Source organism: Clostridium saudiense (assembly GCF_000577815.1).
GTDB lineage: Bacteria > Bacillota > Clostridia > Clostridiales > Clostridiaceae > Clostridium > Clostridium saudiense.
On the sequence record NZ_CBYM010000038.1, the window covers coordinates 13,696 to 32,109 of the forward strand.

The 18,414-nt window shown below is 34.0% G+C and carries 34 protein-coding genes; all 34 read right to left on the reverse strand.

Annotated elements, in window-relative coordinates; genetic code table 11:
* Window position 1: 1 nt before the first annotated feature.
* The 34 genes from TY07_RS14215 to rpsJ all read right to left on the reverse strand — a co-directional run bounded on the left by TY07_RS14215 (window position 2) and on the right by rpsJ (window position 17,689).
* Entirely contained in the window at window positions 2-871 is an 870-nt protein-coding gene (locus TY07_RS14215) for an energy-coupling factor transporter ATPase (protein WP_042401470.1), read from the reverse strand.
* Window positions 856-1,698 (reverse strand): energy-coupling factor transporter ATPase, encoded by an 843-nt coding sequence (locus TY07_RS14220; RefSeq protein ID WP_042401473.1) that lies wholly within the window; start codon window positions 1,696-1,698, stop codon window positions 856-858. The genes TY07_RS14215 and TY07_RS14220 overlap by 16 nt, the downstream gene beginning before the upstream one ends.
* 217 nt (window positions 1,699-1,915) lie before the next feature.
* Window positions 1,916-2,257, reverse strand: coding sequence for a 50S ribosomal protein L17 (gene rplQ / locus TY07_RS14225; protein ID WP_042401475.1), 342 nt, complete (start codon window positions 2,255-2,257; stop codon window positions 1,916-1,918).
* Between the two features lie 12 nt (window positions 2,258-2,269).
* Window positions 2,270-3,217 (reverse strand): DNA-directed RNA polymerase subunit alpha, encoded by a 948-nt coding sequence (locus TY07_RS14230; protein ID WP_042401477.1) that lies wholly within the window; start codon window positions 3,215-3,217, stop codon window positions 2,270-2,272.
* 102 nt (window positions 3,218-3,319) lie between these two features.
* Window positions 3,320-3,940, reverse strand: coding sequence for a 30S ribosomal protein S4 (rpsD, locus tag TY07_RS14235; protein WP_042401480.1), 621 nt, complete (start codon window positions 3,938-3,940; stop codon window positions 3,320-3,322).
* Between the two features lie 31 nt (window positions 3,941-3,971).
* Window positions 3,972-4,367 carry a 30S ribosomal protein S11 gene (gene rpsK, locus TY07_RS14240; protein ID WP_005212098.1) on the reverse strand — a complete coding sequence of 132 codons (396 nt, stop codon included), beginning with the start codon at window positions 4,365-4,367 and terminating at the stop codon, window positions 3,972-3,974.
* Window positions 4,368-4,382: 15 nt separating this feature from the next.
* Window positions 4,383-4,751 carry a 30S ribosomal protein S13 gene (gene rpsM / locus TY07_RS14245; RefSeq protein ID WP_042401482.1) on the reverse strand — a complete coding sequence of 123 codons (369 nt, stop codon included), beginning with the start codon at window positions 4,749-4,751 and terminating at the stop codon, window positions 4,383-4,385.
* A gap of 216 nt (window positions 4,752-4,967) precedes the next feature.
* Complete coding sequence (gene rpmJ / locus TY07_RS14250) at window positions 4,968-5,081, reverse strand: 50S ribosomal protein L36 (RefSeq protein ID WP_003448032.1); 114 nt, start codon at window positions 5,079-5,081, stop codon at window positions 4,968-4,970.
* 41 nt (window positions 5,082-5,122) lie between these two features.
* Window positions 5,123-5,341: a translation initiation factor IF-1 gene (infA, locus tag TY07_RS14255; RefSeq protein ID WP_005212092.1), complete on the reverse strand. Its 219-nt coding sequence runs from the start codon at window positions 5,339-5,341 to the stop codon at window positions 5,123-5,125.
* A 7-nt stretch (window positions 5,342-5,348) separates the two neighbouring features.
* The gene (locus TY07_RS14260) at window positions 5,349-5,630 is read right to left on the reverse strand and encodes a KOW domain-containing RNA-binding protein (protein ID WP_042401491.1); all 282 of its coding nucleotides are present in this window, start codon (window positions 5,628-5,630) and stop codon (window positions 5,349-5,351) included.
* Window positions 5,631-5,713: 83 nt separating this feature from the next.
* Complete coding sequence (gene map, locus TY07_RS14265; protein ID WP_042401494.1) at window positions 5,714-6,463, reverse strand: type I methionyl aminopeptidase; 750 nt, start codon at window positions 6,461-6,463, stop codon at window positions 5,714-5,716.
* Window positions 6,463-7,113, reverse strand: a complete 651-nt coding sequence (locus TY07_RS14270) for an adenylate kinase (RefSeq protein ID WP_042401497.1) — start codon at window positions 7,111-7,113, stop codon at window positions 6,463-6,465. The genes map and TY07_RS14270 overlap by 1 nt, the downstream gene beginning before the upstream one ends.
* Window positions 7,114-7,135: 22 nt before the next feature.
* Window positions 7,136-8,413, reverse strand: a complete 1,278-nt coding sequence (gene secY / locus TY07_RS14275; protein ID WP_042401500.1) for a preprotein translocase subunit SecY — start codon at window positions 8,411-8,413, stop codon at window positions 7,136-7,138.
* A gap of 1 nt (window position 8,414) precedes the next feature.
* Window positions 8,415-8,855 (reverse strand): 50S ribosomal protein L15, encoded by a 441-nt coding sequence (gene rplO, locus TY07_RS14280; RefSeq protein ID WP_042401505.1) that lies wholly within the window; start codon window positions 8,853-8,855, stop codon window positions 8,415-8,417.
* A 21-nt stretch (window positions 8,856-8,876) separates the two neighbouring features.
* Complete coding sequence (rpmD, locus tag TY07_RS14285; protein ID WP_005212077.1) at window positions 8,877-9,056, reverse strand: 50S ribosomal protein L30; 180 nt, start codon at window positions 9,054-9,056, stop codon at window positions 8,877-8,879.
* A gap of 12 nt (window positions 9,057-9,068) precedes the next feature.
* Entirely contained in the window at window positions 9,069-9,566 is a 498-nt protein-coding gene (gene rpsE, locus TY07_RS14290; protein ID WP_042401509.1) for a 30S ribosomal protein S5, read from the reverse strand.
* A 20-nt stretch (window positions 9,567-9,586) separates the two neighbouring features.
* Window positions 9,587-9,949 carry a 50S ribosomal protein L18 gene (rplR, locus tag TY07_RS14295; RefSeq protein ID WP_042401512.1) on the reverse strand — a complete coding sequence of 121 codons (363 nt, stop codon included), beginning with the start codon at window positions 9,947-9,949 and terminating at the stop codon, window positions 9,587-9,589.
* A 19-nt stretch (window positions 9,950-9,968) separates the two neighbouring features.
* Window positions 9,969-10,511 (reverse strand): 50S ribosomal protein L6, encoded by a 543-nt coding sequence (rplF, locus tag TY07_RS14300; protein WP_042401515.1) that lies wholly within the window; start codon window positions 10,509-10,511, stop codon window positions 9,969-9,971.
* 64 nt (window positions 10,512-10,575) lie between these two features.
* A complete protein-coding gene (gene rpsH, locus TY07_RS14305) occupies window positions 10,576-10,974 on the reverse strand; it encodes a 30S ribosomal protein S8 (protein WP_005212071.1) in 399 nt (132 codons plus the stop codon).
* A gap of 28 nt (window positions 10,975-11,002) precedes the next feature.
* Entirely contained in the window at window positions 11,003-11,188 is a 186-nt protein-coding gene (locus TY07_RS14310; protein ID WP_005212070.1) for a type Z 30S ribosomal protein S14, read from the reverse strand.
* Between the two features lie 15 nt (window positions 11,189-11,203).
* A complete protein-coding gene (gene rplE / locus TY07_RS14315) occupies window positions 11,204-11,746 on the reverse strand; it encodes a 50S ribosomal protein L5 (protein ID WP_042401520.1) in 543 nt (180 codons plus the stop codon).
* Between the two features lie 22 nt (window positions 11,747-11,768).
* Window positions 11,769-12,083 (reverse strand): 50S ribosomal protein L24, encoded by a 315-nt coding sequence (gene rplX, locus TY07_RS14320; RefSeq protein WP_042401522.1) that lies wholly within the window; start codon window positions 12,081-12,083, stop codon window positions 11,769-11,771.
* A gap of 17 nt (window positions 12,084-12,100) precedes the next feature.
* Window positions 12,101-12,469, reverse strand: coding sequence for a 50S ribosomal protein L14 (gene rplN / locus TY07_RS14325; RefSeq protein ID WP_005212064.1), 369 nt, complete (start codon window positions 12,467-12,469; stop codon window positions 12,101-12,103).
* Window positions 12,470-12,501: 32 nt separating this feature from the next.
* A complete protein-coding gene (gene rpsQ / locus TY07_RS14330; protein WP_005212062.1) occupies window positions 12,502-12,756 on the reverse strand; it encodes a 30S ribosomal protein S17 in 255 nt (84 codons plus the stop codon).
* A 22-nt stretch (window positions 12,757-12,778) separates the two neighbouring features.
* Window positions 12,779-12,991 carry a 50S ribosomal protein L29 gene (gene rpmC / locus TY07_RS14335; protein ID WP_005212060.1) on the reverse strand — a complete coding sequence of 71 codons (213 nt, stop codon included), beginning with the start codon at window positions 12,989-12,991 and terminating at the stop codon, window positions 12,779-12,781.
* Complete coding sequence (gene rplP, locus TY07_RS14340) at window positions 12,991-13,425, reverse strand: 50S ribosomal protein L16 (RefSeq protein ID WP_040419026.1); 435 nt, start codon at window positions 13,423-13,425, stop codon at window positions 12,991-12,993. The genes rpmC and rplP overlap by 1 nt, the downstream gene beginning before the upstream one ends.
* A gap of 18 nt (window positions 13,426-13,443) precedes the next feature.
* Window positions 13,444-14,112, reverse strand: coding sequence for a 30S ribosomal protein S3 (gene rpsC, locus TY07_RS14345; protein WP_042401527.1), 669 nt, complete (start codon window positions 14,110-14,112; stop codon window positions 13,444-13,446).
* Between the two features lie 20 nt (window positions 14,113-14,132).
* A complete protein-coding gene (rplV, locus tag TY07_RS14350) occupies window positions 14,133-14,468 on the reverse strand; it encodes a 50S ribosomal protein L22 (RefSeq protein ID WP_005212053.1) in 336 nt (111 codons plus the stop codon).
* 21 nt (window positions 14,469-14,489) lie between these two features.
* A complete protein-coding gene (rpsS, locus tag TY07_RS14355) occupies window positions 14,490-14,774 on the reverse strand; it encodes a 30S ribosomal protein S19 (RefSeq protein WP_005212052.1) in 285 nt (94 codons plus the stop codon).
* A 64-nt stretch (window positions 14,775-14,838) separates the two neighbouring features.
* Window positions 14,839-15,672, reverse strand: a complete 834-nt coding sequence (gene rplB, locus TY07_RS14360; RefSeq protein ID WP_042401531.1) for a 50S ribosomal protein L2 — start codon at window positions 15,670-15,672, stop codon at window positions 14,839-14,841.
* A 58-nt stretch (window positions 15,673-15,730) separates the two neighbouring features.
* Window positions 15,731-16,027, reverse strand: coding sequence for a 50S ribosomal protein L23 (rplW, locus tag TY07_RS14365; RefSeq protein ID WP_042401534.1), 297 nt, complete (start codon window positions 16,025-16,027; stop codon window positions 15,731-15,733).
* Window positions 16,027-16,647 carry a 50S ribosomal protein L4 gene (gene rplD, locus TY07_RS14370; protein ID WP_042401537.1) on the reverse strand — a complete coding sequence of 207 codons (621 nt, stop codon included), beginning with the start codon at window positions 16,645-16,647 and terminating at the stop codon, window positions 16,027-16,029. The genes rplW and rplD overlap by 1 nt, the downstream gene beginning before the upstream one ends.
* Before the next feature lie 24 nt (window positions 16,648-16,671).
* A complete protein-coding gene (rplC, locus tag TY07_RS14375) occupies window positions 16,672-17,301 on the reverse strand; it encodes a 50S ribosomal protein L3 (RefSeq protein ID WP_042401540.1) in 630 nt (209 codons plus the stop codon).
* 79 nt (window positions 17,302-17,380) lie between these two features.
* The gene (rpsJ, locus tag TY07_RS14380) at window positions 17,381-17,689 is read right to left on the reverse strand and encodes a 30S ribosomal protein S10 (RefSeq protein WP_021876938.1); all 309 of its coding nucleotides are present in this window, start codon (window positions 17,687-17,689) and stop codon (window positions 17,381-17,383) included.
* Window positions 17,690-18,414 lie beyond the last annotated feature (725 nt).

Genomic DNA, 18,414 nt, shown 5'->3' on the forward strand with positions numbered 1-18,414 from the left:
CTTAAACTTCTCTCTTTCCTCTATTTGCTAAAGCTTTTAAAATTTCTTGAGTTCCTTTTTCAACAGTAAACACTTCATCAGAAACATCAAAACCTTTTTCTCTTAATGCTCTCATTAAATAAGTAACTTGTGGAACTGCAAGCCCTATTCTTTCAAGTGTTTCTACTTCTTTAAATATTTCTGAAGGTTTTCCTAATAACTCAATCTTTCCGCCATTCATAACTACAATTCTTTCAGCAAGTTTTCCTACATCCTCCATACTATGACTAACTAAAACAATTGTCATTTTATATTTTTCGTGAAGTATCTTTATTTGTTCTAAAATATCATCTCTTCCCTTAGGATCTAATCCAGCCGTTGGTTCATCAAGAATTAGTACCTTAGGTTCCATGGCTATAACACCAGCTATTGCAACCCTTCGTTTTTGACCTCCACTTAAATCGAATGGTGAAACATCCTTATAAGTTTCATAATCAAGACCAACCATCTCCATTGATTTCTTAACTCTATTAGAGACCTCTTCAGCAGATAAACCTAAATTATTTGGCCCGAATGCTACATCTTTCTCAATAGTTTCTTCGAATAATTGATATTCAGGATATTGAAATACTAATCCTATTTTCTTTCTAATATCAGTAAGTTTAACCTCTTTGCTAGTTATGTCAACTTCATCAACTAAAATTCTTCCAGAGCTAGGCTCCAATAATCCATTTAAGTGTTGAATAAGTGTAGATTTACCTGAACCAGTATGACCTATTAAGGCTAAAAATTCTCCATCTTCTATTGTTAAATTAACATTATCTAATGCCTTTTTTTCAAATGGAGTTTTAGGCATATATACATGTGTTAAATTCTCTATTTTAATTGACATAACGCACTCACCATCTCATTCACATTTAAAATTTTAGTATCAATATTTACTCCTGCTTTTTGTAATTCATAACATATTTCTGTTACTTGAGGAACATCTAACCCTATTTTCTTCATAGTTTCTACCTCTGACAAAACATCACGTGGAATTCCCTCGATTATTACTTTTCCTTTATCCATTACAACCACTCTATCAGCTTCGGCAGCTTCATCCATATAGTGAGTAATTAATATAACAGTTATTCCATGCTTTTTATTTAACTCTTTAATATTATTCATTACTTCTTTTCTACCTGATGGATCAAGCATTGCAGTTGGTTCATCAAAAATGATACACTTTGGTTGCATTGCTAATATACCAGCAATTGCAATTCTTTGTTTTTGCCCTCCTGATAATAAATGTGGAGCATGCCTTTTATATTCACTCATTCCAACCTTTTCAAGAGCATCATCAACTCTTTTTCTTATTTCTTGTGGTGGAACCCCTAAATTTTCTGGTCCAAAAGCAACATCTTCTTCAACAATTGTTGCAACTAACTGATTATCTGGATTTTGGAATACCATTCCTGCACTTGATCTAATATCCCATACATTATTTTCATCAGTTGTATCTAATCCATTTACAATAACAGTTCCTTCAGTAGGTATTAATAAGGCATTCATATGTTTTGCAACAGTAGATTTTCCTGATCCATTATGCCCTAAAACAACTAAAAATTCACCTTTATTTACATCTAAATTTAATCCATCTATAGCTAACTTTTCTATTCCTTCTTCACCTGTAGAATATTTATAAACTACGTTTTTACATTCTATCATTTTCTGCATATGTATCCCTCCTTTAGAAACATCATATTTTATATAACTAAATTACATAAATTTCATATAAATTTCCATAATTTAATTATATAGAAGCTTTAATTAATTACAAGTATTTGATTTAATATAATCTCTCCATTATCTTATGACAAAATCAACATATTTAATTAATATTTTTTTATATGAAAAAATGGGGATTAAGTAAAACTTAATCCCCAGAGTGAAATTATACTAATTCAAGTATAACAACTTCAGCTCCGTCTCCTCTTCTAGGACCTTTTTTGATCATTCTAGTGTATCCGCCGTTTCTTTCAGCGTACTTTGGAGCGATTTCATCAAATAATGTTTTAACAACATCTTCTTCTAAAACGTAAGCTAAAACTTGTCTTCTAGCGTGAAGATCTCCTCTTTTTGCAAGAGTAATCATCTTTTCAGCTATAGATCTAGCTTCTTTAGCTCTAGTTTCAGTAGTTTCAATTCTACCATGCTTTAAGAAGCTAGTAACAAGACTTCTTAACATAGCTCTTCTTTGGTCTGTAGAAAGACCTAACTTACGATAACCTGCCATGGATTTACCTCCCTACTCGTCGCTTAGTTTTAAGGCTAAACCTAATTCCTTAAGCTTTCTTTCAACTTCTTCTAAAGATTTCTTTCCTAGATTTCTTACTTTCATCATGTCGTCCATTGATTTACCAGCAAGCTCTTGTACTGTATTGATACCAGCTCTCTTTAAGCAGTTATAAGATCTAACTGAAAGATCTAGTTCTTCAACAGTCATTTCTAGTACTTTTTCTTTCTTATCTTCTTCTTTTTCAATCATTATTTCAACATCATTAGTTGCAACACCTAATGACATGAATAACTTAAAGTGCTCTATTAAAATCTTAGCAGATAAGCTTATAGCTTCATCTATTTTAATAGTACCATTAGTCCAAATTTCTAGTGTTAATTTATCATAATCAGTGATTTGACCAACTCTAGTATTATCTACTGTAAAGTTTACTCTCTTAACAGGAGTATAAATAGAGTCAATAGCTATTGATGAAAGTGGTAGTGCATCACTCTTATTTTTATTTTGAGTAACATATCCTCTACCTCTGTTAACTGTTAATTCCATGTACAGTCTTCCATTTTCATCAAGTGTAGCAATGTGTAAATCTTTATTGATTACTTCAACACTTCCATCAGTCTTGATATCTGCACCTGTAACAACTCCTGGTCCCTTAGCATCTATATAGATAGTTTGTGGACCTTCGCCTTCCATTGTTAATGCTAAACATTTGATGTTAAGAATTAATTCAGTAACATCCTCTTTAACACCTTGTACAGTAGAGAATTCATGAAGTACTCCATCAATCTTAATTGATGTAGTAGCTACACCTGGAAGAGAAGATAAAAGAATTCTTCTCATTGCATTTCCAAGTGTAATACCATATCCTCTTTCTAATGGTTCAACTACATATTTACCATATGTACCATCTTCATTTGACTCTATACATTCAATTATTGGCTTTTCTATTTCTAACATGTATAAACCCTCCTTATATATAAAATGGCAACCTTTTTACGAGGGCAACTGATTCCATTAAATAATCTAAAATAATATCTTAATATAAAATATATTAAACTATTATTTGCTGTATAATTCGACAATTAGAGTTTCATTAACTGGTACGTCAATGTCTTCTCTAGCTGGTACAGCAACAACTTTACCTTCATAGTTTTCAACGTTAGCTTCTAACCATTTTGGTAATGTCTTTGGATTTTCAGCAAAAGTCTTGAACTTTTCAGTTCCTCTGCTCTTTTCACAAACAGATACTACATCGTTAACTGATACTCTGTATGATGGAATATCAACTTTCTTACCATTTACTAAGAAATGTCCGTGAGTAACTAATTGTCTAGCTTCGTTTCTAGAAGCACCGTATCCTAATCTGTAAACAACGTTATCTAATCTCATTTCTAGTAACATTAATAAGTTTTCACCAGTGATTCCCTTCATGTGGTCAGCCTTTTCATAGTAATGTCTGAATTGACCTTCTAAAACACCGTATATTCTTCTAGCTTTTTGCTTTTCTCTTAATTGTACTCCGTAGTTAGATAACTTCTTCTTAGCTGCTCCATGTTGTCCTGGTGCATAGCTTCTTCTTACGAAAGCACATTTATCTGTATAACATCTATCTCCCTTAAGGAATAGCTTTTGACCTTCTCTTCTACATAATCTACATGTAGCTCCAGTATATCTTGCCATTCGTTACACCTCCTGTTGAATTTAAATATAATTAGACTCTTCTTCTCTTCGGTGGTCTACATCCGTTGTGTGGAATTGGAGTAACATCTTTAATTAAAGTTACTTCTAATCCTGCAGCTTGTAATGATCTTATAGCTGCTTCTCTACCAGCACCTGGTCCTTTTACGTATACTTCTATACTCTTTAAACCGTGTTCCATAGCTGCTTTAGCTGCTGTTTCTGCTGCCATTTGAGATGCAAATGGTGTGCTCTTTCTTGAACCTCTGAAACCTAGAGCTCCAGCACTTGACCATGATAAAGCATTTCCAGCCGCATCAGTTAAAGTAACTATTGAGTTATTGAAAGTTGATTGGATGTGTGCAGCACCATGCTCAACATTCTTTCTTTCTTTTCTTCTTCTAGTAGTCTTTTTGACTTTTTGAGCCATCGAAATCCCTCCTCACTACTTCTTCTTATTTGCGATAGTCTTCTTAGGACCTTTTCTAGTTCTAGCGTTAGTCTTAGTTTTTTGTCCTCTAACTGGAAGACCTTTTCTATGTCTAATACCTCTGTAACAACCTATTTCAACTAATCTCTTAATATTTAAAGCAACATCTCTTCTTAAGTCACCTTCAACCATTAAGTTCTTGTTTACATAGTTTCTGATTTCATTTACTTCATCCTCAGTAAGATCCTTGATTCTAGTATCTGGATTGATTCCAGTAGTAGCTAATATCTTTTGAGAAGTAGATAAACCAACTCCGTATATATATGTTAGACCTATTTCAACTCTTTTTTCCTTTGGTAGGTCAACGCCTGCTATTCTTGCCATTTGAACTTACACCTCCTGTTTATTGAAATGCAATTTTTTATTTTTGCTTTTGATAAATTTATATTAAAATCTTAGGTCGATAGGTTAATTTAACCTATCGTCAGCCGTACCTAAAATCAATAAGCTGATTTAAACGCCTATATAATAATATTGAAATTTCAAATAAAAGTCAATATATTAATAATTGTAAATTATTCTGCCTAATATTAAATCATATTAGCCTTGTTTTTGCTTGTGCTTAGGATTTTCACAGATTACCATTACTCTTCCTTTTCTTCTAATAATCTTGCACTTTTCGCAAATAGGCTTAACTGATGGTCTTACTTTCATCGCTAACCCTCCTTGTGTAATTTATGGTAAATACTTTTACCTTATTTTGCTCTCCAAGTAATTCTTCCTCTTGTTAGGTCATATGGAGAAAGTTCTATAGTAACCTTATCTCCTGGAAGAATTCTTATGAAGTTCATTCTTAATTTTCCTGATATGTGAGCTAAAATTTTATGACCACTTTCTAACTCAACTTGAAACATTGCATTTGGTAAAGCCTCTAAGACTACACCTTGCATTTCTATTACATCATCTTTTGACATAAGGTAATCAACCCTCCTTAACAATGCCTTTTAGTTTTAGAAATCTCTTAATTTTTAAATCAGTACCTTTTTTCTTTAATATAACTGATGCTTTAATCTCATCATCTACATTCTCTAAAACAATAAAATGTTTTATGCTTTTTTTCTTAGGCATCTGAATTGTCTTATTACTTCCATTACTAAGAAGGTAATAAGTATCATCAACTTTATCAACAATAACGTAATAATGATTCTTATCTCTTCCGCATTTTGAAAGAACAATTTTCCCAATTAAGTCATTGTTTTGCAAATCACTTTCACCTCGATGATTACCTTAGCCATAAATCTACAAGCCACCTTTTGGTATCATGCGAATTTATAACTAAGCAACACTTATTTAATCAGTGTTAATATCTCTGGTCCATCTGGTAAAATTACAACAGTGTTTTCATAGTGAGCCGAAAGGCTCTTATCTGCTGAGACTACTGTCCAATCATCACCTAAAGTAGCTACTCTATATGTTCCCATATTAACCATAGGTTCTATAGCTAGAGCCATACCAGCAACTAATTTTGGACCTCGGCCTGGTCTTCCGAAGTTAGGAACTTCTGGATCCTCATGGACACTCTTTCCTATTCCGTGACCTACAAATTCTCTTACAACAGAGAAACCTGAAGCCTCAACGTAGCGTTGTATTTCATGTGAAATATCAGTTAGTCTATTTCCTATTTTAGCAAATTCCAAACCCTTAAAAAAGGATTCTTCAGTAACTTTAATAAGTTTTTTTGCTTCATCTGAAATATTACCTACAGCAAAAGTTCTTGCTGCATCACCATGGAACCCATTAATATGTGCACCACAGTCAACACTAATAATATCTCCCTCTTTTAATACATACCCTCCTGGTATTCCATGAACTACTTGCTCATTAACAGATATACATAGTGAAGCAGGAAATCCATAGAGCCCTTTAAATGAAGGTGTCGCCCCATGCTTAGTTATAAATTCTTCTGCTATCCTATCTAATTCAGCAGTAGTTATTCCTGGTTTAACCTCTTTTTCAACTAATAGAAGAGTTTCAGCTACGATTCTACCAGCAATCCTCATTAGGTCGATTTCTTTATCATTTTTGATAATAATCATTAGTTTGCACTCCCTAATATCTCGCAGATACTTTCGAATACTTCATTAATAGCTTTAGTTCCATCTACAGTAGAAAGTAAGTTTTTCTCTTTGTAAAAATCAATCAGTGGTTGTGTTTGTCTTTCATAGACATCTAATCTCTCTTTTACTGTTTCTTCAACATCATCTTTTCTTTGGATGACATTGTCTCCACACACATCGCAAACACCATCAACAGCTGGTGGATTGAATTTTATATGATAACTAGCTCCACATGATAAACAAACTCTTCTTCCTGTCATTCTTTCAAGTATGAAACTGCTAGGTACTTCGATACATAAAGCTGTATCTAAGTTTTCATCTCTTGATTCTAAAAACTCTTGTAAAGCTTCAGCTTGAGCAACAGTTCTTGGGAAACCATCTAATAGATAACCATTTTTACAGTCTTCCCATGTTAGTCTGTCCTTAACCATATTAATAGTTACTTCATCAGGTACTAATTGACCATTATCCATATATTGCTTTGCTTCTATTCCTAAAGGGGTTTCTTCGGAAATATTCTTTCTAAAGATATCCCCAGTAGAAATATGTGGTATAGAGTATCTATTACTAATTGATTTTGCCTGTGTTCCTTTTCCAGCCCCAGGAGGACCTAATAATACTATCTTCACGGGCATCATCTCCATTATAAATCTATTTTAAGAATCCTTGGTAGTGTCTCATAACTAATTGTGAGTCTAATTGTCTAGAGAAATCTAAACCAACTCCAATTAAGATTAATAGTGACGTTCCACCAAATTGAATTCCACTTAAATCTGTATAATTACTAATTAATATTGGAGTAACAGCTAATAGTGCTGCAAATAATCCCCCGATTAAAGATACTTTTGTAAGTACTTTTTCAAAATACTTCTCTGTAGCTTCACCTGGTCTTACTCCTGGTACAAAGCCTGCAGACTTATGAAGATTTTCAGCCATTTCATCTGGTTTGAATGTTATTTGAGTATAGAACCAAGTAAAGAATACTGTTAATACTGCATAACAAACTGGATACATCCATGTAATTTTATTAAAAATACTATATGGACTAGTTAATATCCATTTTGACCATCCCTTAGTTGGGAAGAAATTAGCTATTGTTTCAGGGAACATCATTACAGACATCGCAAATATAATTGCAATAACTGCTGATCCAATTAAACTTAGTGGTATATGAGTAGATTGACCTTTCATAACCTTAGAACCTACAGCCTTACCAGCATACTGGATTGGCACTCTTCTCTCTGCTAATGAGAAGTAAATTGTAAATACTAATAGTGCTAAAGCACCAACTAAGAATAATGCTATTTCAATAATAGTAATTTCACCTGCTTCTTTTAATGTAAATAATGACATTAAAGTTGTAGGTAATTGAGATACTATATTGACAAATATTAATATTGAAACTCCGTTTCCAAATCCTTTTTGAGTTATTTGGTCACCAAGCCACATACAGAAAGTAGATCCTACTACTAATGAAATTAATACTATTGCTTTTTGAGCAGTATTTAATCCAGTTGCTGCACCTTGTGCTGCAATCATTGAGTAAATTCCAATTGCTAATACAAAACCTATAGCTATTGAAGCGTATCTTGTAATAGATTGAATTTTCTTTCTACCTTCTTCTCCTTCCTTAGATAATTGCTCTAATGAAGGAATTGCAATTGTTAATAATTGCATTATGATTGATGCATTAATATAAGGTGAAACACTTAACGCAAATATACTAAACTTGCTTAATGCTCCTCCTGATATTAAATTGTAAAAGCCAAGTAACCCACCAGAGTTTGTCATTGAGCTTAAATAACTAGTATCAATTCCAGGAACGGGAATATGTATTCCAATCCTGAAAATTGCTACTAAAAATATCGTCCATAAAAATCTTTTTCTAAGTTCCGGAACCTTCCAGGCATTACGTAGGGTTGATAGCATATTACATCACCTCAACTTTTCCTCCAGCTGCTTCTATCTTTTCAGCTGCTGCCTTAGACATCTTACATCCTTGAACAGTTAAGCTCTTTTCTAGTGTTCCGTTTCCTAATATCTTAACTCCATCTTTAACTTTAGATATTACTCTTGTTTCAAGTAATAATTCTGGAGTTACTACTGTGCCGTTTTCAAATATGTTTAATCTATCAACATTGATAGAAACTATTTGCTTAGCGAAGATATTAGTGAATCCTCTCTTAGGAAGTCTTCTGTATAATGGCATTTGACCACCTTCAAATCCTGGTCTAACTCCACCGCCTGATCTAGCGTTTTGTCCTTTTTCACCTTTACCAGCGTTTCTTCCTAAACCTGAACCAGTACCTCTACCAACTCTCTTAGGAGCTTTTTTACTACCAGCTGCTGGTTTTAATTCATGAAGTTTCATATCTCGTGCACCTCCTCTTTATTATACTTCTTCTACTTTTAATAAGTAGTCAACTTTGTTGATCATACCTCTGATTTGAGGAGTATCCTCATGCTCTACAGTTTTGTTAATCTTTCTTAGACCAAGAGCATTTGCAGTAGCGATATGGTCTTTCTTTCTGCCTATTAAGCTTTTAACTAAAGTAACCTTTATCTTTGCCATTGCGTATACCTCCTAACCTAATATTTCTTCTACAGTTTTGCCTCTTAATCTAGCTATATCTTCAGCTGTTCTTAAGTTTGCTAAACCATTAATTGTAGCATTTACCATGTTTCTTGGATTGTTTGAACCTAAAGACTTAGCTCTAACGTCCTTTAATCCTGCTAATTCTAATACAGCTCTTGCTGGTCCACCAGCGATAACTCCTGTACCTTCTTTAGCTGGCATGATTAAAACTTTACCAGTTCCAAACTTACCATATATTTCATGAGGAACTGTTGTTCCAACTATAGCAACGCTAACCATGTTTTTCTTAGCGTCTTCGATTCCTTTTTTAATTGCTTCTGGGATTTCGATTGACTTACCCATTCCTACGCCTACGTGTCCGTTCTCATCACCAACAACAACTAAAGCGCTGAATCTGAAGTTTCTACCACCCTTAACAACCTTAGTAACTCTGTTTATAAAAACAACCTTTTCCTTAAGGTCTAGTGTGCTAGGATCGATTCTCATTGATTTCCCTCCTTGTTTGATTAGAATTTTAAGCCTGCTTCTCTAGCGCTTTCTGCTAATGTTTGAACTCTTCCGTGATATACGTATCCACCTCTGTCGAATACAACTTCAGTTATACCTTTATCTAAAGCTCTCTTAGCAACTAGTTCACCAACTAATTTAGCAGCTTCTTTGTTTCCGCCTACCTTAACATCAACTTCTTTATCTAAAGTTGAAGCAGATACTAAAGTTACAGCATTTATATCATCTATAATTTGAGCATATATGTTTTTTTCACTTCTATAAACTGAAAGTCTTGGTCTTTCAGGAGTACCAGAAATTTTCTTACGTACTCTAAGGTGACGCTTTGCTCTACTTGCTTTCTTGTCTGCCTTCTTGAACATAAGGTTCACTCCTTCCTAATTATTTCTTACCAGTCTTACCTTCTTTACGTCTGATAACTTCGCCTTCGAATTTAATTCCTTTACCCTTATATGGTTCAGGTTTTCTCCACTTTCTTATATCAGCCGCAGCAGCACCAACTAATTGCTTATCGATTCCTGAAACAACTACTTTTGTAGCTGCTGGAGTTTCGAAAGTGATTCCTTCAGCTGGTTCTATTTCAACTGGGTGTGAATATCCTAAGTTCATTACAAGTTTCTTTCCTTGTAATTGTGCTCTATAACCAACACCGATTAATTCTAGAGTCTTTTGGTATCCCTTTTCAACTCCTATGATCATGTTGTTGATTAATGCTCTAGTTAATCCGTGAAGAGCTCTATGCTCTTTAACATCACTAGGTCTTGTAACAACAACTTGGTTGTCTTCAACTGCTATATTCATGTCTTTGTCCATAGCCTTAACTAATTGCCCTTTTGGCCCTTTTACAGTAACAACGTTATCTTCAGTAACTGTAACTGTAACTCCAGCAGGGATAGCTATTGGTAATCTACCTACTCTTGACATAATCGCACCTCCTGTATTACTTCTTAGATCTATATGTTAATCTACTTAATTTCAAAATTAGTTACTACCAAACGTAGCAAACAACTTCTCCACCTAAGCCTAATTTTCTAGCTTCTCTGTCTACAACTATACCTTTTGAAGTTGAAATTACAGCGATTCCTAATCCATTAAGAACTCTTGGAACTTCATCTTTCTTACAGTATACTCTTAAACCTGGTTTTGAAATTCTCTTTATTCCAGTTATAACTCTTTCTTTGTTAGAACCGTATTTAAGAGATAATCTCATCATTGGAACTACACCATCATTATATTCTTCTATATTTTTGATGTATCCCTCTTGTAATAATATATTTGCAACAGCCTTCTTTACGTTTGAAGAAGGAACTTCTACTACTTCGTGTCTTACAGCATTCGCATTTCTAATACGAGTTAGTAAATCTGCGATAGGATCTGTCATAACCATTTAATTTGCCTCCTTTCAGTCGTTAGGTTTACCAGCTTGCCTTCTTACAACCAGGAATTTCACCCTTGTAAGCAAGTTCTCTAAAGCATATACGGCAAATACCAAACTTTCTTAATACTGCATGTGGTCTTCCACATATTCTGCATCTTGTATAAGCTCTTGTTTTATATTTAGGAGCTTTGCTCCACTTTTCAATAATAGCTTTACGTGCCACAGTTTTCCCTCCTTATTATTGAGCGAATGGCATACCAAGGAATCTTAATAATTCTCTTGCTTCTTCGTCAGTCTTTGCAGTTGTAACGAAGATAATATCCATTCCTCTAACCTTATCGATCTTATCGTATTCTATTTCTGGGAATATTAATTGTTCTTTAATTCCTAAAGAATAATTTCCTCTTCCATCAAATGCCTTATCAGAAACCCCTCTAAAGTCTCTAACTCTTGGAAGAGCAATTGACATTAGTTTATCAGCAAACTCAAACATCTTTGCTCCTCTTAATGTAACTTTACATCCTAATGCCATGTTTTCTCTAATCTTAAAGTTAGCAACAGATTTCTTTGCTCTTGTTAAGATTGGCTTTTGTCCTGAGATAAGTTGTAAATCAGCAACCGCAGATTCTAAAACCTTTTGGTTATCTTTAGCTTCTCCAACTCCCATATTTATAACGATTTTTTCAAGCTTTGGAACTTCCATAACGTTTTTATATCCGAACTTTTCTGTCATAGCTTGAATTACTTCATTTGTGTACTTCTCTTGAAGTCTTGGTGTCATAATTAGTACCTCCTTTCAAATTCTAGAATGTTTCTCCACACTTCTTACAAACTCTAACCTTAGTACCATCTTCTAAGATCTTATTGCTAATTCTTGTAGCATTTTTGCATTTTGTGCAGTATAACATAACTTTTGAGCTGTAAATAGCTCCTTCTTTTTCAATTATTCCGCCTTGAGCATTAGCTCTAGATGGTTTTTGATGTTTCTTTACTATGTTAACTCCTTGAACAAGAACCTTTCCTGTCTTTGGATATACTTTTAAAACTTCACCAGTTTTCCCAGCATCTTTACCAGAAATAACCACTACTGTGTCGTTCTTTTTAACGTGTAACTTCAAATTAGCCACCTCCTCTATTATAGAACTTCTGGTGCTAATGATAATATTTTATTAAATTCTTTATCTCTTAGCTCCCTAGCAACAGGTCCGAAGATACGAGTTCCTCTTGGTTGCTTATCTTCTTTTATTATAACAGCAGCGTTCTCATCAAATTTGATGTATGAACCGTCAGCTCTTCTTAATCCTCTTACTGATCTAACAATAACAGCTTTTACAACGTCACCTTTTTTAACAACTCCGCCTGGTGTTGCACTTTTAACGCTAGCTACTATTATATCTCCAATGTTACCGAACTTTCTCTTTGATCCGCCTAAAACTCTAATACACATTATTTCTTTAGCACCTGAGTTGTCAGCTACCTTTAATAAGGTTTGTTGTTGTATCATTGAAATTTACCCTCCTTTCAGTCTTAAAAAGCTTATTTAGCTCTTTCAACTATTTCAACAAGTCTCCATCTCTTATCTTTAGATAATGGTCTAGTTTCCATTATTAATACTCTATCATTCATGTTAGCTTCATTATTTTCATCATGAGCTTTGAATTTAGTAGTTCTATTCATAGTTTTTCCGTATAGTGGATGTCTTACCTTAGTTTCAACAGCAACTACGATAGTTTTATCCATTTTATCAGAAACAACTCTACCGATTTTCTTCTTTCTTAATCCTCTTTCCATTAGGGGCTACCTCCTTCCAGATTTACTGTTCAAATGCCCTGATCTCTTCTTCTCTAATGATGGTTTTGATTTGGGCTATAGATTTCTTTACTTCTCTTATTCTCATAGGATTTTCTAATTGTCCTGTAGCTAATTGGAATCTTAAGTTGAATAACTCAGCTTTTAATTCTCCTAATTTAGCAACTAAATCTTGAGGATTATTTGCTCTTAAATCTTTTAATTCTCTAGCCTTCATTATTCTTCACCACCCATTTCCTCAAAATCTCTTCTTGTAACGAATTTACACTTTACAGGAAGTTTGTGTGATGCAAGTCTCATTGCTTCTCTTGCAACTTCTTCGTTAACTCCTGATAATTCGAATAATACTCTACCAGGTTTAACTACAGCTACCCAATATTCTGGTGAACCTTTACCAGAACCCATTCTTGTTTCAGCTGGTTTTTCAGTAACTGGCTTATCTGGGAATACTTTTATCCAAAGTTTTCCTCCTCTTCTAATGTATCTGTTAATTGCTATTCTGGCAGATTCTATTTGGTTACTTGTTATCCATCCACAAGTTTGCGCTTGGATACCAAAATCTCCGTATGCAAGGAAATTACCTCTAGTAGCTTTTCCTTTCATTCTACCACGTTGTACCTTACGATGCTTAACTCTTTTAGGCATTAACATGATTATATTCCTCCTTTCTTACGCGTTAACTTCTTCCTTCTTTTCAACTTTTTTAGTTGGAAGAACTTCTCCATTATAAACCCAAACTTTAACTCCGATTTTACCGTATGTTGTATCTGCTTCAGCAAATCCATAATCGATATCAGCTCTTAATGTTTGTAGTGGAATTGTTCCTTCATGATATTGTTCAGTTCTAGCGATTTCAGCTCCACCTAATCTTCCTGAACAAGCTGTTTTAACACCCTTAGCTCCTAATTTCATAGCTCTTTGGATGCTTTGTTTCATAGCTCTTCTGAAAGAAACTCTCTTTTCTAATTGAGCAGCAATGTTTTCAGCAACTAATTGAGCGTTTGCTTCAGCATTCTTAACTTCAACTATATTTATTAAAATGTTCTTTCCGTTTACTAATTTAGCAACCTTAGCTTTTAAAGCTTCGATTCCTGCACCACCTTTACCGATAACAACACCTGGTTTAGCAGTGTATATATTTAACTTAACTCTTTTAGCTGATCTTTCGATTTCTATTTTAGCTATACCAGCTGAGAAAAGTTCCTTCTTTACGAATTCTCTTATTTTGTTATCTTCGATTAAGTTGTCTGCAAATGTTCTCTTATCAGCGTACCATTTTGCATCCCAACCTTTGATAACTCCAACTCTAAGTCCGTGAGGATGTACTTTTTGACCCACTTGTTTTTCCCTCCTTCTTACTAAGCTCTTTCTTTAACTACTACTGTAATATGACTTGTTCTCTTATTGATTCTGAACGCTTTACCGTGGTCCATTGGTCTGAATCTCTTTAAAGTTGGACCAGCACCTACGAATGTTTCAGCAACATATAAGTTTTCAACATTTAAGTCATGATTGTTCTCTGCATTTGCAACAGCTGATTTTAAAACTTTGTTTATAACAACTGCAGCATCTTTTGGAGTGTATTGTAATATAGCGAAAGCCTCGTTAACATTTTTTCCTCTTATTAAATCAAGAACAACTCCTACTTTCATTGGAGACATTCTCACATATTTAGCTATAGCTCTAGCTTCCATTGGTGTTCCTCCTTTCCCAGATTACTTTCTTTTTCTTGATGCTTTTTCGTCGTAATCGTGTCCTCTGTATGTTCTAGTAAGAGCAAATTCTCCTAATTTGTGTCCTACCATATCTTCGCTCACATATACTGGAACGTGTTTTCTACCATCATGAACAGCGATTGTATGACCAATCATTTGTGGGAAAATTGTTGATGATCTTGACCAAGTCTTAACAACCTTATTTTCACCATTAGCATTCATTTCTTCTATCTTCTTTAAAAGTCCTTCGTGTACGAAAGGTCCCTTTTTTATTGATCTACTCACTATAATTTGCCTCCCTTCATAATCTCTAGGCCCAGTAAGCCTGAAGAGAATTAATTCTCTTCAATTACTTACTATTTCTTCTCTTTATTATGAATCTATCAGAATACTTCTTATTCTTTCTAGTCTTGTATCCAAGTGCTGGTTTACCCCATGGAGTAACTGGACTTGGTCTACCGATTGGTGATCTACCTTCACCACCACCGTGAGGGTGATCGCAAGGATTCATAACAGAACCTCTAACTGTAGGTCTCCATCCCATGTGTCTCTTTCTACCAGCTTTACCAATGTTGATGATATCGTTAGTAGTGTTAGATACTGTACCGATTGTAGCTCTACATTCGATTCTTACATATCTCATTTCGCCTGATGGTAATCTTAATGTTGCATAGTTACCTTCTTTAGCCATTAATTGAGCTGAAGTACCTGCTGATCTAACCATTTGGCCACCTTTACCAGCTTGTAATTCAATGTTGTGAACAACTGTACCAACTGGCATATCTTTTAATGCTTTAGCATTACCAACTTTGATATCAGCGTCTGCTCCAGATACTATTGTATCTCCAACCTTTAATCCTACTGGTGCAAGAATGTATCTCTTTTCACCATCAGCATATACTACTAATGCAATGTATGCTGTTCTGTTTGGATCGTATTCTATTGTAGCAACTTTTGCTGGAATACCATCCTTATTTCTCTTGAAATCTATTATTCTATATTTTCTCTTAGCTCCACCACCGTGGTGTCTAACAGTTATTTTACCTTGAGCATTTCTACCACCAGTTTTCTTTAAAGAAACAAGAAGTGATTTCTCTGGGCTGTTTGTAGTTATTTCTTCAAAACTAGCCATTGTCATTTCTCTTCTTGATGGTGTAGTAGGTCTAAACTTTTTAACTGCCATGCTAATTCCCTCCTTCTTTAAGCTTATCTGGTATTATTACCAATACTACGCTTTAATATTATTGCATTCCTTCGAAGAATTCAATACCTTTGCTATCTTGAGCTAATGTGATTATAGCTTTCTTTTGGTCAGCTCTCTTACCAACATGTACGCCCATTCTCTTAGTTTTTCCCATAGTTCTTATTGTTTGAACTTTTTCAACTTTAACGCCGAAAACTTCTTCGATCGCTTTCTTTATTTGAACTTTGTTAGCGCTCATATGAACTATGAAAGTGTACTTCTTTTCTGCCATTGCAGCCATTGACTTTTCAGTTATAACTGGTTTTCTGATTATATCGTGGCTTGTTAACTTCATTATGCGTACACCTCCTCAATCTTTGATACAGCATCCTTAGTCATGATTACTTTTGAGTATTTTAATAAATCATAAACGTTGATGTTGTTTACTGGAAGTACTGCTACTCCTTCAATGTTTCTAGCTGATTTGTAAACTGTTTCGTTTGCTTCAGCAGTAACGATTAATGTCTTTTTAGCATTGAAAGCATTTAACATTTTAACTATTTCCTTTGTTTTAGGAGCTTCTAATGTTAAGCTGTCTAATACTACCATTTCATCATTTTGAACTTTGCTAGTTAAAGCTGATAACATAGCAACTCTTCTCATTGATTTTGGTATTGACATTCTGTAATCTCTTGGCTTTGGTGCGAATACAACTCCACCTTTGATCCATTGTGGTGCTCTGATTGATCCTTGTCTAGCTCTACCAGTTCCCTTTTGTCTCCAAGGCTTGATTCCGCCTCCTCTAACCTCAGCTCTAGTCTTAGCTGATTGAGTTCCTTGTCTCTTGTTAGCTAATAATGCAACAACTACTTGGTGCATAGCATCTGCATTCACTTCAACAGCGAATATATTATCGTTTAATTGAATATCTTCAATCTTGTTTCCTTCTTTGTTAAATAATCCTACTGTAGGCATTCTGTCTCCTCCTTTCTAAAGAAATTAAGCTTTAACAGCGTTTCTTATTACAACTGTGCTCTTGTTAGCACCTGGGATACCACCCTTAACTAATATTAAGTTCTTTTCAGCTATTACTTTAACAACTTCTAAGTTTAATACAGTTGTGTTTACAGCTCCCATGTGTCCTGGCATGTTCTTGTTCTTGAATGTTCTTGATGGATCAGAAGAAGCTCCCATTGAACCTACTGCTCTGTGGAACTTAGAACCGTGTGACATTGGCCCTCTGTTAGCATTCCATCTCTTAATAACACCTTGGAATCCCTTACCTTTAGATACTCCAGAAACGTCAATTTTATCTCCAGCTGCAAATAAATCAGCTTTGATTTCTTGACCTACTTCATATCCGCTGCAATCTTCTAATCTGAACTCTTTTAAAGTTCTTCTTAAAGATACTCCAGCTTTAGCAAAGTGTCCTTTTCTTGGCTTATTAACTAATTTTTCTCTTATTTCACCGAAACCAACTTGTATTGCTTCATAACCATCCTTTTCGATAGTCTTCTTTTGAACAACAACACATGGTCCAGCTTCTACTACAGTTACAGGAACTACCTTTCCATTTTCATCGAAAATTTGAGTCATCCCTATTTTCTTACCGATTATAGCTTTTTTCATGTATTTACACCTCCTAAACGTATTAGCGGATTGCTTTGCAATCATAACCGTTCAAACTGTTTATTTAATAGTTAAGCTATTATAGCTTTATTTCGATATCTACACCAGCAGGTAAGTTTAATCTCATTAATGCATCAACAGTCTTAGGTGATGGATTAACGATATCGATTAATCTCTTGTGTGTTCTGATTTCGAATTGTTCTCTTGAATCTTTGTATTTGTGAACAGCTCTTAATATTGTAACAACATCTTTTTCAGTAGGTAGTGGTACTGGACCTGCAACCTTTGCTCCTGTTGATTTAGCTGTTTCAACGATTTTTTCAGCAGATTGATCTAATATAGTGTGATCAAAAGCCTTTAATCTGATTCTTATTTTTTGTTTTGACATTCTGGTTTCCCTCCTTTTCATGTACGCTTTACTTCTAACGCACAACAGTTGTAGTTCTGTAAACTGTTCCTGGTGTTTCACAACTAAGAACACAAGTTACTACCCCTGCCGTCGGATTCTAGATCCTGACTTGCTCCTCAAGAATAACCCGGAAGTCCGGCAACCTCTTGATTCATCGCGTTGCGCTACACAACTTCTTTATTATACTATCTTTATAAATCTTTATCAAGACTTTTTTTTCATCTTTTTTTAACCATTTATTCAAAAAAATTTTTAGCCTTTTAGAAGTAATTCTGTCGTTCAACTGTTATTATTTTATATCGAATTTAAACTTTTTTCAATAGTATAATTAATGAAATTTTTCTGTGTATTGCCTTATATTATATATGATTAACCTTTCTTTATTAATGTAAACATTTTTATATAAATTTTATCTCTTCTCTATTGTTTTTCTTCATATATATAATTATTTTTTTCTACTTAAATTATTAATAATTTATAATTACATATATTATAACCCACTTTATACGACTTATATGGTTATTGTTTAATACATATCATATAAAAATATTTTTATATAAATATTAATTTAGAAATGAAAAAAAGAAAGAGTAAAGGCGTCCCCTTACTCTTTCTATTTTGTGATCACATTTTTTAAGCGCTTTAATTTAAAATTATATATTTAAAAAGATTTTAAAACTAAATTAAAAGTTTAAAACTATTCG